Raw genomic sequence first — 16,339 nt, forward strand, 5'->3', positions numbered from 1 at the left:
GTGGGTCCGAGAGGCGACGGCCGAGGAGGACGGTTTTGGCCATCCGCCGTGCCGTCCCGGGCCGGCTGTTAGCGTCGGCCGGAGAATCTCCAAAGGGGCGACGGGCAGCCGTGGGGCCTCAACGGGCAGGCGGACGAAGGGCGGACGAATGGGGACGACGGACAACCGGCGCGCGTACATCGGATCGTTCACCACGGCCGGCGGCCTCGGCATCACCGCCGCCGGAGTCGACCGGGAGACCGGGGCGCTCACCGTCCTCGGCTCCACCGACGCCGTTCCCAACCCCTCCTACCTGGTCACGAGCCCGGACGGCCGTTACCTGTACGCGGTGAGCGAGACGGCCAACGGCGCCGCCGCCGGCTTCGCCCTCACACCGGACGGGCCCCAACTGCTCGCCCCCGCGGTGCCCGTGGGCGGCGCCGACCCCACCCACCTCGCACTGACCGCCGGCCACCTCGTCACCGCCAACTACAGCTCCGGCAGCGTCAGTACGCTCCCCGTACGGGCCGACGGCACGCTCCGCGGCCCCGCCACCGTGCTCCCGCACCAGGGCAGCGGCCCGCGGACCGACCGTCAGGAGGGCCCGCACGCGCACGCCGTGCTGCCCGACCCCGGCGGCCGGAGCCTGCTCAGTGTCGATCTCGGCACGGATTCGGTGCGGGTCTGCGCCCTCGACCCGGCCGGCGGGTCGCTGACCGTACGCGACGAGGTTCGGCTGCGGCCCGGCAGCGGACCCCGCCATCTCGCCTTCCATCCGCGTGGCGACCGCGCCTACGTCATCAACGAACTCGACCCGACGGTCACCGTCTGCCGCTGGGACGCCGCCCAGGCCACGCTCACGCCACTGGGGGAGACCCGCCTGCTCCCCGACGAAGTCCCATCCGCCGGCACCTTCCCCTCCGCACTCGTCATCTCCCCGGACGGCCGCTTCGCCTGGGCCGCCAACCGTGGCCACGACAGCATCTCCGTACTGTGCCTCGACGGTCCCGGTGACACCGCGACCCTCGTCACGACCGTGCCCTGCGGCGGCCACTGGCCCCGTGACCTGGCACTCCATCCCGGTGGCCGGCACCTCTACGCGGCCAACGAACGCTCCGGCGACGTGACATGGTTCGCCGTCGACCCGCAGACCGGCATCCCGGCGCGGACCGGCTCCATCGAGGCGCCGGCCGCCTCCTGCGTGGTGTTCGCCTGAGGTGTGCGGCAGACCGTGGCCGCGGCGCCCTCAGCCCTGCCGGAACCGCCCGCCGAAGTACACCTGGGTCTCGCTGATCCGGCCGTCCCGCACGGTCATCACCTCGACGTTGCGATGCCGTGCGCCGGTCTTCAGCTCGTACTCGTACCGGACGAAGACCTGGCCGTCGTCGGCGGGCACGGCGTCGAGGATCTCCTGGGAGCGGAGCCGGTCCGCGGTGGGGAAGCAGCGCTCGAAGAACGCGGCCTTGCCGATGTGGTCGTCCTGCGGACTCGTGAAGACGAAATCCTCCGCGAGCAGCTGGTCCATGGCCACGCGGTCCTGTGCGAGATAGCTCGCGAACGCGGCCCGGACGATGTCCGTGGTCGACGGGGAACTGGAGTCGGAACTGGACTGGGAACCCGGCATGGAGCTCCTCCCATAGGCGGTCCGTGCGGCCCGTATGCGGTCGGGACGCGGCCCGTATGCGGTCGGCTTGCGGTCCGTGTGCCGTCCGTGTGCGGTCCCCTCACCGGAGGGGGAGCCCGCGGCCGGCACCTGGTCTCGGCACGAACGTAGACCGGTCGAGGCCGCCCGGCCTGCCGGCCGACAGGAGGAGACATACGGCAGGGCCTCTGACGGGGCCGCTCGCGGGCGCGTGGCGGGCCGGGCGCCCGCAGCGCGTCCGCCCTCGCGTCAGGGCGTCAGACGGGCATCTGCGCCGATCAGGCGATACGCGGCCGGCCGAGGCGGCCCGGACAGCGCGAAGGGCCGTCCCGCACGGTCTGTGCGGGACGGCCCTTCGGAGGTCTGCCGGCAGCCATTCCCGGCGGCGTGTCCTAGCGCACCGGCGCGCCCTGCTGGAGGGTGATCCCCACCTTCGCCGCGTAGTTCGACAGCACCAGCCGGCCCACCGCGCCGTACGCGCCGAGCGCCTCGGCCGACGCGCAGCCCGCCTCCGCCGCGGCCGCCCCCAGCAGGCCGTCGGCGATCTCCGGGCCGATCAGGTACGGGGCCAGCGCCAGCTGCTGCGAACCGGACGCGCGCAGCTGCTCCGCGGTACGGGAGATCGCGCCCTCCTCGTCCAGCGCGGCGGCCAGCACCGGCACCGCCAGCCGCGCCGAGAGCAGCATGCCGGTGATCCCGGCGGCCTGCACGGCCTCCTCGCCGCCCACGGTGGCGAGGACGATGCCGTCCGCGGCCGTGGCGACGGTGAACAGCCGCGCCCGGTCGGCGCGCGCCAGACCGGCCTCGGACAGCCGGACGTGCAGTGCCTCGGCGAGCAGCGGGTGCGGGCCGAGGACCTCGGTCAGCTCGGCACCGGAACCGCTGTTCATGATCGCCTGGCGTATCCGGCGCAGCAGCGCGCTGTCCGGACCGGCCAGCAGCGGCACCACGACCGCGGCGGGACCGGGCTGCTCGCCCTGGCCGAGAGCGGCCTCGCGGGCCTTCTGCTCGGCGGCGGCGTGCGCCAGCACGGCCTCCAGCGACGGGAACTCGTCGTCGCCCCCGTCGACATAGCCGATACGGGCGTCGAGGCCGGGCAGCTCGGACCGGGCGATGCTGGAGACCTCCTCAGCCAGGCTGCGCGAGGCGGAGGTGGGGGCGCCGGGCACGGCGAGCACCAGGGCGGGTGCGCCCTCGGGTGCGGCGATCGGCTCCGGCTTGCGGTGGCGGCCGGACTGCCGGCGCGGCATACGTACAGGCAGGCCGGGTGCGGCGCCAGGGCTCGAGGGTGCGGCGTCGAAATCGGGCGAGCCAGGTGCGGGCCCAGTGGGGGAACTCATGGCGCCGCATGCTAATGCCTTTGACCACTCCGGTGCCGAGGGAGGGCGCAGTCGAGAGGTATCCGTCCCGATTTATCCCGCGCGTCACGCCCGGCTAACCCCGGACAGGCCGTGTGATCTGCAACAACTTCGGATCGGCGGGCAAAACCAGGCGGTTTCCTGCGAGCGCCGCGGCGATGGTCAGGGCTCCGTCCAGGGGGCTCCCCGCAGCCTCCGTCAGGTGCGCTTCCGGCAGCCGTTCGGCGAGCGCCTCGCGCAGCGGGACGAGCAGCGGCTCGCCCATACGGAACAGGCCGCCGGTGCAGGCAACCGCGTTGCGGGACCCCGGCGGGCAGACCGCGGCCGCGGCGTCGGCGATATGTCGCGCGGCGTCGCGCAGGATGCCCGCGGCGACCGGGTCCTCGGGCGCGCAGGCGGCGAGCTCCGGGGCGAACGAGGCCAGTACGGCGGGCCGGTCGGGCCGTGGATACAGCGCGCCGGGCAGCCCGGCGACCGGCCCGAACACCGCTTCCGCGCGGGCCAGCAGGGTGTCCGAGCCACCCGGCCGCCCGTCGTACGCGCGCATCGCGGCCTCCAGCCCGGCCCGGCCGATCCAGGCGCCGCTGCCGCAGTCGCCCAGCAGATGCCCCCAGCCGTCGGCGCGCCGCCAGCCGCCCGTGGCGGTCAGGTCCGTGCCCAGGGCGATCATGCCGGTGCCCGCGGCGACGACGGCACCGGGCGACTGCCCCAGGGCGCCGGCGTACGCGGTGACGGCGTCGGCCGCGAGGGCGAGGTGCCGGACCCCGAAAGCGGTGGCCAGTGCGGCGGGCAGCCGGGCCCGCAGATCGTCGCCCAGGCTGCCCATCCCGGCGGCCCCCACACAGCAGGCGGCGAACCCCGCCGCGCCGGTCTGCCGTCGCAACTCCTCGGCGGCGGGCAGGAGTTGGGACAGCAGGTGCGCCGCGTCGATACCGGCAGGGCCGGTGCGTACCGGCTCGTCGGAGGCGTGGGTGGCCGACGGCCCGGCCTGGGGGGCGTCTGCGCGGGCGACGGCGATCCGCAGGCCGGATCCGCCGGAGTCGACACCGAGGACGTAGCGCTCGCGCTCTACCGGGGCGTCGACGGCGGGGCGTTCCGCTGAAGTGGCCGACGGCTCACCCAAGGCCGCGGGCGTCCTGCTTGAGGGCGGTGTCGACGGTCAGCGCCGTGGCGACCACCAGGCTCAGCAGCGGGTCGGGCAGCTGGCGATGGATCTGCAGTACGTAGTTGTCGGCGGTGGTGAACATCGTCTTGGCCAGCCCCTCCCAGGTCTTGGTGATCCGGGCGACCTCGGCGTCGGTGTGGTCCACGATCGCGAAGTTCCAGGCGCGCCAGTTCTCCGCCTTGATGGCGCCGATCTTCTGGCCGTTGACCACCATCGAGAAGTTGATCTTCCCGATGGCGTTCTGCTGCACGATCTCGCCGACCGGCCGGCCGTCCGGACGCTCCACCAGCACCTTGGACTTGATGATCTTCGCCGGGCGGGTCAGCACCAGCTGCGGCCGGCCGTGTGCGTCCCGGATCTCCAGCTTGTGGGTCATGTACTGGTCCAGGCTGGAGACCACCCGCAGCACCTTCTTGGCGGTGCTCTGACCGACCTGCACCACCGAGCCGAGGGTGTTTCCGTGCTGGTCGAAGACCGTGTACTCGTTGGTGACCTCGATGAGCTTGGCCTTCTGGTTCACCACCAGGACCGGCTCGGTGAAGAGCGTGCCGCCGCCGGGGCCTGTGGGTGCGACGCCGGCCTGCTGTTGCACCTGCTGCTGGATGCCTGCCGGGTTACCGACCGGCTGCCCTGGCAGGTGCCGGCCCGGCACCTGCTGCTGCGGGTACGGCTGCTGCATCGGCTGGTGGTGCGGGCTCTGCTGCTGGAACGGGGCGGCCTGCTGCTGGGGCGTGTGCTGCTGGGAGACCTGCTGCGACGCGTGCGACTGCGGGGTCGGCTGCTGCGGCGCGTTGTGCTGCGGGGCCTGCTGTTGCGGCGCCGGCTGTTCCGGCTGTTCCGGCTGCTCTTTGGTCAGCTGGGGCGCCTGGCTCTGTGCCGGCGCCTGCTGCCGGCCCGGGTGGGTGTTCTGCGTCCACTGGGAGCCGTCCCACCAACGGAGTTGGTGGGGAGTGCCCTGCGGGTCGGCGTACCAGCCCGCAGGAATGTTCGCCTGGGTCATGCGGGCACACTATCGCCCCTATCACCCGGTATCAGGGCAGCTTCCAGTCCACGGGCTGCGCCCCCTGCCGCACCAGCAGGTCATTCACCCGGCTGAAGGGACGCGAGCCGAAGAAGCCCCGGTCGGCGGACATGGGGGAGGGGTGCGCCGACTCGACGACCGGCAGATTGCCGAGGAGCGGCCGCAGATTGCGCGCGTCGCGCCCCCACAGCACCGCCACCAGCGGACGGTCACGAGCTGCCAGCGCGCGGATGGCCTGCTCGGTGACCTCCTCCCAGCCCTTGCCGCGGTGCGCCGCCGGCTTGCGGGGCGCCGTCGTCAGCGCCCTGTTCAGCAGCAGTACACCCTGCCGGGTCCACGGGGTGAGGTCGCCGTTGGACGGCCGGGGCAGCCCGAGGTCGGAGTGCATCTCCCGGAAGATGTTCTCCAGGCTCCCGGGCAGCGGGCGCACATCCGGCGCCACGGAGAAGCTCAGCCCGACCGCATGCCCCGGTGTGGGGTAGGGGTCCTGTCCGACGATGAGCACCCGCACGTCGTCGAAGGGCTGTTGGAACGCGCGCAGAACGTTGTTGCCGGCCGGCAGGTACGTACGTCCCGCGGCGATCTCCGCCCGCAGGAAGTCGCCCATCGCGGCGATCCGTCCGGCGACGGGCTCAAGTGCCTTGGCCCAGCCGGGTTCGACGATGTCTTGGAGAGGTCGTGCAGCCACGCGATCACCCTACTGGCCGAACGCCCATCCCCTTAATCGATGGCCTGGGGTTCCTTTCCCTCTTCGGCCGCCGTCCGATCTCGTGTCCGGCCTCCCCATGTGATCCTCAATCGGCTGTCATCCGGTCCGCACCTCCGCGTGCCCCGCCGCGCCTCCCTTCCCCGTCCCGCGTCCGGCGTCCCTCCGCGTCCGGCACGGATCCCTCAACTGCCGCCAGGATTCGGTTCGTTGGCCGGTCTGTGCCGACCGCCTCGCCGCTCGCTCCGCTCGCCCCTCACCCCACGGCCGCCGCCCGTACGCACAGCACATCCGGCAGGTGGGAGGCGACCTGGCGCCAGCTGTCGCCGTCGTCCGCGCTGGCGTACAGCTCGCCGTTTCGGTTGCCGAAATACACCCCCGCGGGATCGGCGTCGTCGACGCACAGCGCGTCCCGGAGCACCGTGCCGTAGTGGTCCTCTTCGGGGAGTCCGTCGCTCAGCGCCTCCCAGGTCCCGCCCGCGTCGGCGGTGCGGTAGACCCGGCAGCGGTGCTCGGCGGGCACCCGGTCGATATCGGCGGTGATCGGGAAGACGTAGGCGACATCCGCTCTTCTCGGGTGGGCGGCCGCGGCGAAGCCGAAGTCCGAGGGCAGTCCGTTGCCGATGTCCGTCCACCGGGCGCCCGCGTCGTCGCTGCGGTAGACGCCCCAGTGGTTCTGCAGATACAGCCGGTCGCGGTCCACCGGGTCCTGCGCGATCTTGTGGACGCACTGGCCGAACTCGGGGTTCTGGTCCGGCAGGAACACCGCCTTCACGCCGGTGTTCGACGGTGCCCAGCTGGCCCCGCCGTCGAGGGTCCGGTAGACCCCGGCCGCCGAGACCGCGACGGTCACCGCGTCGGCGTCGCGCGGGTCGGTGATCACCGTGTGGACGGCCAGCCCGCCGCCGCCCGGTGCCCACTGCTCCCTGGTCGGGTGGTCCCAGAGCGGGCGCACCAGCTCGAACGTCTCCCCGTTGTCCTCGGACCGGAACAGTCCGCCCGGCTCGGTGCCCGCGTACACCACATCCGGGGCGGCCGGGCCCGCCGGATGCAGCTGCCACACCCGCTCCAGCGAAGTCCCGGTGTACTCCGGGTACTTGACGGCGGGGCGGGCCGGCTCATGCCAGGTCTCGCCGAGGTCGTCGGAGTGGAAGACCGAAGGACCCCAGTGGGAGCTGTCCGCCCCGGCCAGCAGCCGGGGCGTCGCACGGCGGGTGTCGATCCCGAGGGAGTACACCGCCTGCGCGGGGAAATGGGGGCCGCTCAGTTCCCACTCACCATGCCGCCTTCGGCCGATGAAGAGCCCTTTGCGAGTGCCCACCGCGAGTAGTACGTCAGTCATGCCGGAACACCTCCGGGACGCCGTTGTCTCAGATAGTGGCCAGTCTGCACCCGACCACTGACAACGGCGTTCCGGAACGGTATCCGCGCAGGTCAGAAGGGCGTGTGGGTCAGATCGCCCGGTGGTACTGCGACGGCACATGGACGTCGGCGCCGAGCTCGCGGGCCGCGTGCTGGGCGAAGCTGGGCGACCGCAGCAGCTCCCGGCCGAGCAGCACCGCGTCGGCCTGGCCGTCCGCGACGATCTTCTCGGCGTGCCGTGCCTCGGTGATCAGCCCGACGGCGCCCACCGGCAGCCCGGTCTCCTTCTTGACCCGCTCGGCGAACGGCACCTGGAAACCGGGCGCGGCTTCGATCTTCGCGTCGGGTGCGTTGCCGCCCGTGGAGGTGTCCAGCAGATCTATGCCATGCGCCCGCAGGTCGTGGGCGAACCGCACCGTGTCGTCGGCCGTCCAGCCCTCGCGCCCGTCGTCCGCGTTCTCGCTCAGCCAGTCCGTCGCCGAGATCCGGAAGAAGACCGGCAGGTCGTCGGGCCACACCTCCCGTACGGCGGCCACCACCTCCAGCGGGAACCGGGTCCGGTTCTCGTACGAGCCGCCGTACTCGTCGGTGCGCCGGTTCGTGAAGGGGGAGAGGAACTCGTTGATCAGATAGCCGTGCGCACCGTGGATCTCGGCCACCTCGAAACCGGCCGCCAGCGCCCGGCGGGCGGTCTCCGCGAACTTCTCGACGAGTTCGCCGATCTGCGTCGTGGACAGCTCTTCAGGTGTCGCGGACCGCTCGCCGAACGGCACCGGGCTCGGGCCGACCGGCGTCCACCCGTACCCCTCGCCCGGCAGCAGCGTGCCGCCCCGGTTCACCCAGGTCCGCTCGGTGGACGCCTTCCGCCCGGCGTGCGCGATCTGGATGCCGGGCACCGAACCCTGGGACTTGAGGAAGCCGGTGATCCGGCGGAACGCCTCGGTCTGGGTGTCGTTCCACAGCCCGAGATCGAAGGGGCTGATGCGCCCTTCGGGGCTCACGGCGGTCGCCTCCGTGAGGATGAGCCCCGTCCCGCCCGCCGCCCGCGCGGCCAGATGCTGGAAGTGCCAGTCGCCGGGCGCGCCCTCGGCCGGCCCCTCGGGAGCCGCGGAGTACTGGCACATGGGTGCCATCCAGAGCCGGTTCGGAATGGTCAGCGAGCGGAGGGTGATGGGCTCGAACAGTGCGCTCACGGCAGGCTCCTGTACCTGAGAGGAACGGGCTCCGGATGAACCCGCGGTCATACGATAGGCGTCGTAGTACGGTGGATGTCAAACTACGATGCTTCTCGTACAATGGCGCTTGCCGTCGGCGCGCCTGGGCGCCCCGGGGAGCATCAACCGAGCCGCACGTCAGGAGCCGTCATGCCGACCGATACGACGCCCACGGGTGCCCCGTCCGGCGCCCGGTCGCTGGAGCATCCGGCCCGCGAGGACATCAGGCTCGCCGATGTCCTGCACGCGCTCGCCGACCCGATGCGGCTGCGGATCGTCTGCGCGCTGGCCGCCGCCGAGGGCGAGCTGAACTGCGCGGACATCGAACTGCCGGTGAGCAAGTCGACCTGCACCCACCACTTCCGGGTGCTGCGCGAGCACGGCGTCATCCAGCAGATCTACCGGGGCACGGCCAAGATGAACGGGCTGCGCCGGGCCGACCTGGACGCGCTCTTCCCCGGCCTGGTCGACGACGTGCTCCGGGCGGCCGACCTCCAGTCCCGCCGCCTCGCCGACGAGGGAGACGCCTGACGTCGACGGGCCTTCGGGCGCCGGGTCGCCCGGCCGAGAGGTCCGGGCGGGCGCCCGACCGAGGGGTCTGCGTGGCCACGCCGGCTCACCCCGCCGAGCGAGCCGCCTCCAACAGGGCCTCCCAGTCCGGCAGTTTGACCGTCCCGCGCCCCAACTGGCGCCCCCACGCCGCCTCCGCGACCTCGATGCCCTGCCAGCCCGTCCAGGGGACCGGCTGCTGGCCCGCCCGCCGCAGCGCGTCCACCGGGTCGTCGGCGATCTCGCGCTCCGCCAGCGCCGCGGCGTCCTCCAGGAGTGACGTCGCGGTCTCCTTGGCGCAGGGCCGGTTGGTGCCGATCACCCCGGTGGGGCCGCGCTTGATCCAGCCCGCCACATAGACGCCGAGGCAGGGCTCCCCGTCCCGGAGCACCCGCCCCGCCCGGTGCGGCACCGTCCCGGTCGCGTCGTCGAACGGCAGCCCCGGCTGCGGTGTCCCCCGGTAGCCGACCGAGCGCAGCACCAACTGCGCTTCGATGTCCTCGTATTCGCCGGTCCCCACGACCCCGCCGCGCCCGTCCGGGGCCGTCCGCTCGAACCGGACCGCGCGTACGCCGCTGTCGGGGTCCCCGATCATCTCGACCGGCCGCAGGAAGAACCGCAGATGAATCCGGCGCTTACGCTGCGCCGATGCCGATGCTGGCTCCGGTCCCGGTGCCGGTCCCGATGCTGGTGCTGGTGTCTGTGGTCCCGTCGTCGGCGACGACCCCGCCGCGATCGCCACCTCGTCACCCGCCCGCTCGGCCCAGTCACGCAGCACCTGAACGTTTCGCCGCCCGACGGCCGGCAGCTCGGCGGGGTCGCGGTACGCCGGATCCAGCGCCAGCTCCTCGGGACGTACGAGCACCTCCGCACCCGGAAGGGACCCCAGTTCCCGCAGCTCCTTGGTGGTGAACTTGGCTTGCGAGGGGCCGCGCCTGCCCACCATCCAGATGTCCTCGACGCGGCTGTCCGCGAGTGCGCCCAGCGCCCCCTGAGGCATGTCGGTGCCGGCGAGCTCCGCCGCGCCACGGGCCAGGATCCGGGCCACGTCCACGGCCACATTGCCCACGCCGATCACGACCGCGGACCGGCCCGAGAGCGGGAAGCGGGCCGCGATGGCGTCCGGATGCGCGCTGTACCAGGCCACGAAGGAGGTCGCCGAATGGCTGCCGGGCAGGTCCTCGCCGGCGATACCGAGATGCCGGTCGGTGGCGGCACCCACGCAGAACACCACCGCGTGGAAGATCTCGCACAGCTCCTGGACGCCCAGCCCCGGCGTCCCCACCTCCACATTCCCGAGGAAGTGCACCCGAGGGTGCTCCAGCACCGTCCGAAGGTTGTTCTGCAGCGATTTGATCTTCTCGTGGTCCGGTGCGACGCCGTAGCGCACCAGTCCGTACGGACAGGGCAGCCGGTCCAGGACGTACACCTCGACGTCCGGCACTGCCTGCTGTCCGACCAGGGACTGGGCGGTGTAGACACCGCTCGGTCCGGAACCGATCACTGCGACACGAAGCACGGGAGGCCCCTTCCGCGGAGTACCCCCAGGATCGCACCGGCGGGCGTCCCGTGGGAGATGAGCTATCGGGGTTGCTCCCGGTGCGATGAGCGTGCCGCGCCCCTGGGGCGGCTGGGCCGGCGGCTACGTTTTTCCCGTGTCGGAAAGTGAGTTTTATACCGTCAACAGCGGATATAAGGCCCCGGGTGAGGTCCCTGACTGGCCCGTCTGGGAGCTCCGAGGCCATGGCTCCGCCGCGCCTGCCCCCGAGCCCGCCGCCCCCGACGATTCGGCCGGAAATCTCGGTCCCGGAGCCTCGCCGCGGCGGCTCGACCCCCTGGGGCCGTGGTTCAGCGCCCGGCTGACCTTCGACGACGGCGCCCGGATCGATGTCCTCGTGACGGTCTCCGAAGACGGCCGCATCACCGTCGAGGACATGCGGGCCGACCCGCCCCTGACCCTCGACGGCCTGTCCGCGCTGGCGCGCTGGATCGAGGGCCCGTTGGACGATGCCTGCCGGGTGGCCACCGGCCGGCCACGGAAGGACCAGCCGTCACCGGGGCAGGAGCCGGCGGCGGAAGGCGGAGCGGATCCGGCGGCGTGGCCGGAACAGGGCCCGGTGGCGGCGGCCGGTCTGGACACGGGGCCGGTATCGGGGCCGGTATCGGGGACGGAGCCGCAGTCGGAGCCTCTGTCGATGGCCGCGCCCGGCCTCGTCCCGGAAGCGGAGTGGACCGCGGATCCGAAGGCGTTTGCGGACTCGGGTACGAGTGCGGGGACGCCCACCGGCACGGGTACGGAGGCGCCTGCGGACACCGGTGCGGACGACGAGCCGGCGGCCGTCCATACGAGGGAAGCCGCCGCCCGTACGGGGGAAGAGGAAGGGACCACCGAGCCATCGGCCGACGGGGGAGTGCCATCCCCCGACGGGCCCGTCGTCAAGGGCGACGGTCTGCTCTGCCGCGCGCCCACCGCTCTCGTCGAGCCGCCCGTCGACTCGCCCGCCACCCTCGTAGAGCCGCCTTTCGTCGACCCGCCCCTCGACCCGCTCGTCGACCCGCCCTCCGAACCAGAACCCGAGCCCTCCCCCGAGCACAATTCCGCAGGTCACCCCGAGCACGCCGCCGACCCCTCGGCCGCCGAAGCCCGCCCGGAAGACGTCGCCCCCTCCCCTGAGGGCTCGGCGTCCTCCCCGTCCGCCGTTCTCACCCGGTCGCGGGCCGGCGAGCGCCGCAAGTTCGCCGCGGACGTGTACCGGGAGGCGCAGCGGGAAGGCCGTGATCCGGTGCTGGCCGTCATGAACGCGACCGGCCGCAATCGCCGCAGGTCACTGCGTCTGATCGCCGGAGCCCGGGACGACGGCCTGCTGACGCCACGCCACAACAAGCGCTAGACGCCGCAACAACCCGAGGTCACGCCTGTTCGGCCTGTCCGGGCTGTTCGGCCTGTTCGGGCTGCTTAGGGCCCGGCGGCCCCACCCGCGCCCGCGTCGCATCCGGCGGCTCCTCGTCCGGCGGAACCCCCAACTCCCAGTCCAGCCCGTACCGTTGGAACAACTCGGCACGCAGTCGGACCAGCGGCATCTGCGCCCCCGGCAGCAGCATCGGCACCACCGAGCCCATCAGCAGCGCCCGCAACAGGGGGTAGTCGGCATCCGGGTCCGTCGATCCGTACGCCACGACCGTCTCGCGCAGCAACTGGGCCAGTCGTTGCTGTTCGGGGCACTGGATGAAGCCCTCGGCCGTGAGAATCCCCGCCATATGCGTCCGCATCAGCAGGGGGCGGTCGTGCGCCAGTCCGAGGATGGCGTCGATGGCACGCGCCATCAGCTCACGCCCCGCGTCCGGCCCGGTCGGCCGTGGCTCGCGCTCCAGCGCCGCCTGCAGCGTCAGATGCATCAGCCGGTGCACGGCGGATTGCAGCAGCTGCCGCTTGCCGGGGAAGTAGTACGAGATCAGCCCGCGGGCCGCCCCGGCGCGCTGGGCGATGTCCCCGAGGGTCGTCGCTTCGAGCCCTCGCTCGCCCACCAGCTCGACCGTCGCCTGCAGCAGCCGCTCACGAGACCGCCGCCGCAATTCTTCATTGACCGAGGCGCTGCGGGGGGACATGCTGTTAACTCCTGCGTTGACTGGCTGGGAGCCAATATACTCAGCAGAGCTCCGGATGTCCGCCCGCGGTGAGCGGCGAATCCGGTCAGACTGCCTGATTCGGGCGACGCGGGGGATCGCCCGAGTCAGGCTCTTCACCTGGAATGATGCACCTTGCCGCGTAGGTGCGCGCCTATCCGTCCTGGTGGGTGAGGAAGCAGCCGGGGCTGCGGGGCGGCCGGCACGTCGACCGCCGCACAGCCCCGCCCACGCCTCGGGCGGAACCCCTATCCCTCGTCCGCCGCGGCGTAGAGCGCCGCCACATCGATCTTCTTCATGCCGAGCATCGCCTTCATGGCCCGCTCGGCGCGTCGCCGGTCCGGGTCGTTCATCAGCTCCGCCATGCCGACGGGTGCGACCTGCCAGGACAGGCCGTACTTGTCCTTGAGCCAGCCGCAGGGGCCCTCCTCACCGCCCTCGGAGAGCCGGGACCAGTAGTAGTCGATCTCTTCCTGGTCGCCGCAGTTGATGAGCAGCGAGATCGCCTCGTCGAAGGTGAACTGGGGGCCGCCGTTGATCGCGGTGTAGTCCTGACCGTCGAGCCGGAAGTCGACGGTCAGTACGGTGCCGGCCTCCCGCGGGCCGGCCTCGCTGTAGTAGGAGACGTTGGTGATCTCCGAGTTGGGGAACACCGAGACATAGAACTCGGCGGCCTCCTTGCCCTGGGTGTCGAACCAGAGGTTGGGGGTGATCTTCGGCATGGTGCTCTCCTGGTGTCGTCGGCGGTGCTGCCTCCCACTACTGACCGTTGCACCGGGCGAAAGTCATCGCTACTCGGCACGCTTCGCGACACCGTTTCCCGGCACTGCTTCTCGCCGTTTCCGGGCACGAAAACGCCCGCCGACCGGTGCGTCCGGTCGGCGGGCGATGCGTACGAGGGGGCGTGCGGGGGTTCCGATCGACAGCGGAACCCTCAGCTCTGTGCCTCTGCCAGCCCCTGTGCCTCCGCCGCCACCGGCTTCGGGATCAGGAACGACGTCGCGATGGCGGCGGCCATGATGACGACACCGGCGATCATGCCGGCGACGTAGCCGGCGGGGGACGCGGGGTCCGTCGGCAGGGCCGCCGTCTGGACCGCGAAGAGCACCGCGAAGCTGAGCCCGGCGCCGAGGTTGAACGCGCCCGCGTTGAGGCCGGGGAGGAAGCCCGGGTTCTCGCTGGGGGAGAGGACGATGCCGAGACCGTTGAGGACGATGTTCGCCACGCCCGCATAGGTGATGCCGACGAGCAGGGACGCCGCCAGCAGCAGTATCCGCGAGTGGCCGTCGATCGTGACGAGCATCAGGACGACCGTCGCCACCGACCCGACGAGGCCGAACCGCAGCACGCGGCCGTATCCGAAGGTGGCGGCGAGGCGGCCGGCGACCGGGCCCATGGCCAGTCCGGCGAGGGCGTACGGCGTCAGGGTCCACCACGCGGACTGCTCGGCGGTCATCCCGAGCCCGGCCTGCGCGTCCTGGGCGAACGCCGGGATCAGCCCGTTCATGACGGCGAACACACCGGTCATGGTGAGCACGGTGGTCAGCAGGGTCGCCCAGGTCGCCCGCTGCTTGAGGTGCCGGGTGGCGACCAGCGGGTGCCCGCTGCGGTTCTCCGTCCGCCAGAACAGGGCGAAGGCGGCCGCGCTCAGGACCACGAGGCCGGCGATCAGCGGCCAGTTGGCGGCGGCCAGCTTTCCCGCCTCGTTCAGCGCGGTCAGCAGCGAGCCGACCGAGACGACGAGGAGCGCCACGCCGGGCCAGTCCATACGGCTCGCGGCGGCCGCCCGGGACTCGGGGGTCAGGGTGGCGACCAGGACGGCGGCGACGGCGGCGACGATGGCCATCGCCCAGAAGACCGACGGGAAGCCGTGGTTGTCGGCGAGGTAGCCGCCCGCGAGGGAGTCGACGCCCGCGATACCGCCGTTGACGGCGGTGATCACGCCGAGCAGGGTGCCGTACCGCTTGGGCTCCCGCACCTCGACCCGCAGCATGATCAGGCAGAGCGGGACGACCGGACCGGACACGCCCTGGGTGACGCGCCCGACGAACAGCATCGGCACGCTCGTCGCCAGCGCGGCGACCACGCAGCCGAGGACCATCAGGGCCAGCATCCCGGTCAGGACCTTGCGACGGCCGAGGACATCGCCCAGCCTCGGCAGGAAGAGCGAGAACAGGGCCGCCGAGGTGAAGAACGCGGTCTGGGTGAGGCCGATCTCCGCGGAGCTGGCGCCGAGGGTGTCCTCGATGCTCTTCAGCGCCGGGCTGAGCATGCTCGCGTTGAGCTGGAAGGCGAAGCACGCCGCGAGCAGCGCGGTCAGCAGCACGCCGATCCGGACGCCGGACCCGCCGCCCTTCACTTCGGCAGGGGCCTGTGCGGTGGGGACGTTCATGCTGGTGGAGCCGTTCGTGCTGGTGGGGCTGTTGGCGCCGGTGGAGTCGTTCGTGCCGGTGGAAGCGCTCATGCCTGGACGTCGCCGATCCGTTCGAGGGCGTCCACGACGAGGTTCCAGAAGCGCTCGTGGTCGAGCTTGACCGCGACCTGGGTGGTGCAGTCGGCCGGGGCCGGCGCACGGAAGTCCGCCACCGTCATACCGAGGGTCAGACCGCCGGTGAGCTCGATGTCCACGGGGGCCTTGCGCACCGTCATGACATCGGGGTCGATGACATAGGCGACCGCGCACGGGTCGTGCACCGGCGGGAACTCGAAGCCCTGGTTCTCCCGGTAGGCCTCACGGAAGAAGTCCAGCAGCTCCAGAACGAACGTCGCCGGCTTGGTGCCCACCGCGGCGATCTTCGCTTCGACCTCGGGAGTCGCCAGCGCCTGGTGGGTGAGATCGAGGCCGACCATGGTGAGCGGCCACTTCTCGTTGAAGACGATATGCGCGGCCTCGGGGTCGATCTTGATGTTGAACTCGGCGACCGCGCTCCAGTTGCCCTCGTGGTAGCCGCCGCCCATCAGGACGACCTCGCGCACCCGCTCCGCGATCCGGGGCTCCTTGCGTACGGCCAGCGCGATGTTCGTCAGCCCTGCCGTCGGGACGATGGTGATCTCACCGGGCTCGTGGGCCATCACGGTGTCGATGATCAGGTCCACGGCGTGCCGGCGGTCCAGCTCGAAGGCGGGCTCGGGCAGGTCCGGGCCGTCCAGACCGGTCTCGCCGTGGATGTCCGGCGCCGTCTCGATCTTCCGGACCAGGGGACGCGGGCAGCCGGCCGCGAACGGCACACCGGTGATCCCGGCGATCCGCGCCACCGACAGCGCGTTACGGGTCACCTTCTCCAGCGTCTGGTTACCGACCACGGTGGTGACGGCGACCAGCTCGATGCCGGGGTTGCCGTGTGCCAGGAGCATGGCGATCGCGTCGTCGTGCCCCGGGTCGCAGTCGAGGATGATCTTTCTGGCCAACGGAAGAGCCCCTTCGCTCTGCTTGCTGTGCGCTGTGCGGCGCTTGCGGGTGACGTCGAACTCTCGGGGAGCGCCGCAGAAGGCCACTACCGCTGGAAAACGTTCTCCGGGAATCTGGCCCATCGTCCCGTCCGATGTCAACGGAGTGTGAGCAATACGACCGGATGCTCCCCGCATGTCCCGGAGATCTCTCACGTTCCGGCACTGGACAGGCGCACACGCGGTGATAACGTTTGCCGCCAATTCAGGCCAGGGAGCGTGCCGGAGGCTTGACCGAGCGAGCGGCTTGACCGAGCAAAGGGGCGCACACC

At 71.9% G+C, this 16,339-nt stretch carries 15 protein-coding genes; 3 read left to right on the top strand and 12 right to left on the bottom strand.

Features of this window, described 5'->3' with window-relative positions:
* The first annotated feature begins 148 nt into the window (after positions 1-148).
* A complete protein-coding gene (locus FCH28_RS00835) occupies positions 149-1,195 on the top strand; it encodes a lactonase family protein (RefSeq protein WP_136737705.1) in 1,047 nt (348 codons plus the stop codon).
* A gap of 30 nt (positions 1,196-1,225) precedes the next feature.
* Here FCH28_RS00835 and FCH28_RS00840 read toward each other — a convergent pair whose 3' ends face one another.
* The 7 genes from FCH28_RS00840 to FCH28_RS00870 form a co-directional block, all read right to left on the bottom strand.
* A complete protein-coding gene (locus tag FCH28_RS00840; RefSeq protein ID WP_136737706.1) occupies positions 1,226-1,603 on the bottom strand; it encodes a nuclear transport factor 2 family protein in 378 nt (125 codons plus the stop codon).
* A 410-nt stretch (positions 1,604-2,013) separates the two neighbouring features.
* Positions 2,014-2,961: a sirohydrochlorin chelatase gene (locus tag FCH28_RS00845; protein ID WP_425471854.1), complete on the bottom strand. Its 948-nt coding sequence runs from the start codon at positions 2,959-2,961 to the stop codon at positions 2,014-2,016.
* A 94-nt stretch (positions 2,962-3,055) separates the two neighbouring features.
* Positions 3,056-4,102, bottom strand: a complete 1,047-nt coding sequence (locus tag FCH28_RS00850; RefSeq protein WP_136737708.1) for an N-acetylglucosamine kinase — start codon at positions 4,100-4,102, stop codon at positions 3,056-3,058.
* Entirely contained in the window at positions 4,095-5,144 is a 1,050-nt protein-coding gene (locus tag FCH28_RS00855) for an LURP-one-related family protein (protein WP_136737709.1), read from the bottom strand. Before FCH28_RS00855 ends, FCH28_RS00850 begins: the two co-directional genes overlap by 8 nt.
* Before the next feature lie 31 nt (positions 5,145-5,175).
* Positions 5,176-5,853: a uracil-DNA glycosylase gene (locus tag FCH28_RS00860; protein WP_136737710.1), complete on the bottom strand. Its 678-nt coding sequence runs from the start codon at positions 5,851-5,853 to the stop codon at positions 5,176-5,178.
* 274 nt (positions 5,854-6,127) lie between these two features.
* Entirely contained in the window at positions 6,128-7,213 is a 1,086-nt protein-coding gene (locus FCH28_RS00865; RefSeq protein ID WP_136737711.1) for a WD40/YVTN/BNR-like repeat-containing protein, read from the bottom strand.
* A 109-nt stretch (positions 7,214-7,322) separates the two neighbouring features.
* Entirely contained in the window at positions 7,323-8,426 is a 1,104-nt protein-coding gene (locus FCH28_RS00870; protein WP_136737712.1) for an NADH:flavin oxidoreductase/NADH oxidase, read from the bottom strand.
* Positions 8,427-8,597: 171 nt separating this feature from the next.
* On the opposite strand from FCH28_RS00870, the gene FCH28_RS00875 reads away from it, so the two are divergent.
* A complete protein-coding gene (locus tag FCH28_RS00875; protein ID WP_136737713.1) occupies positions 8,598-8,978 on the top strand; it encodes an ArsR/SmtB family transcription factor in 381 nt (126 codons plus the stop codon).
* An 85-nt stretch (positions 8,979-9,063) separates the two neighbouring features.
* Here the strand turns inward: FCH28_RS00875 and FCH28_RS00880 are convergent, their stop codons facing one another.
* Positions 9,064-10,515: an FAD-dependent oxidoreductase gene (locus FCH28_RS00880; RefSeq protein WP_169314012.1), complete on the bottom strand. Its 1,452-nt coding sequence runs from the start codon at positions 10,513-10,515 to the stop codon at positions 9,064-9,066.
* A 136-nt stretch (positions 10,516-10,651) separates the two neighbouring features.
* Here FCH28_RS00880 and FCH28_RS39975 point away from each other — a divergent pair, with 136 nt between their 5' ends.
* Entirely contained in the window at positions 10,652-11,887 is a 1,236-nt protein-coding gene (locus FCH28_RS39975; RefSeq protein ID WP_136737714.1) for a DUF6214 family protein, read from the top strand.
* Positions 11,888-11,906: 19 nt separating this feature from the next.
* On the opposite strand, the gene FCH28_RS00890 is transcribed toward FCH28_RS39975, so the two are convergent.
* From FCH28_RS00890 to uriH, 4 genes are all read right to left on the bottom strand, one after another.
* Positions 11,907-12,602, bottom strand: coding sequence for a TetR/AcrR family transcriptional regulator (locus FCH28_RS00890; RefSeq protein WP_246102226.1), 696 nt, complete (start codon positions 12,600-12,602; stop codon positions 11,907-11,909).
* A 266-nt stretch (positions 12,603-12,868) separates the two neighbouring features.
* Entirely contained in the window at positions 12,869-13,342 is a 474-nt protein-coding gene (locus tag FCH28_RS00895) for a VOC family protein (protein ID WP_136737715.1), read from the bottom strand.
* 212 nt (positions 13,343-13,554) lie between these two features.
* Complete coding sequence (gene uriT / locus FCH28_RS00900) at positions 13,555-15,012, bottom strand: uridine transporter UriT (RefSeq protein WP_136738301.1); 1,458 nt, start codon at positions 15,010-15,012, stop codon at positions 13,555-13,557.
* 68 nt (positions 15,013-15,080) lie between these two features.
* Positions 15,081-16,028: a uridine-preferring nucleoside hydrolase UriH gene (gene uriH / locus FCH28_RS00905; RefSeq protein WP_136737716.1), complete on the bottom strand. Its 948-nt coding sequence runs from the start codon at positions 16,026-16,028 to the stop codon at positions 15,081-15,083.
* Between the last annotated feature and the right edge of the window lie 311 nt (positions 16,029-16,339).

This window comes from Streptomyces piniterrae, assembly GCF_005048155.1.
Classification (GTDB): Bacteria; Actinomycetota; Actinomycetes; order Streptomycetales; family Streptomycetaceae; genus Streptomyces; species Streptomyces piniterrae.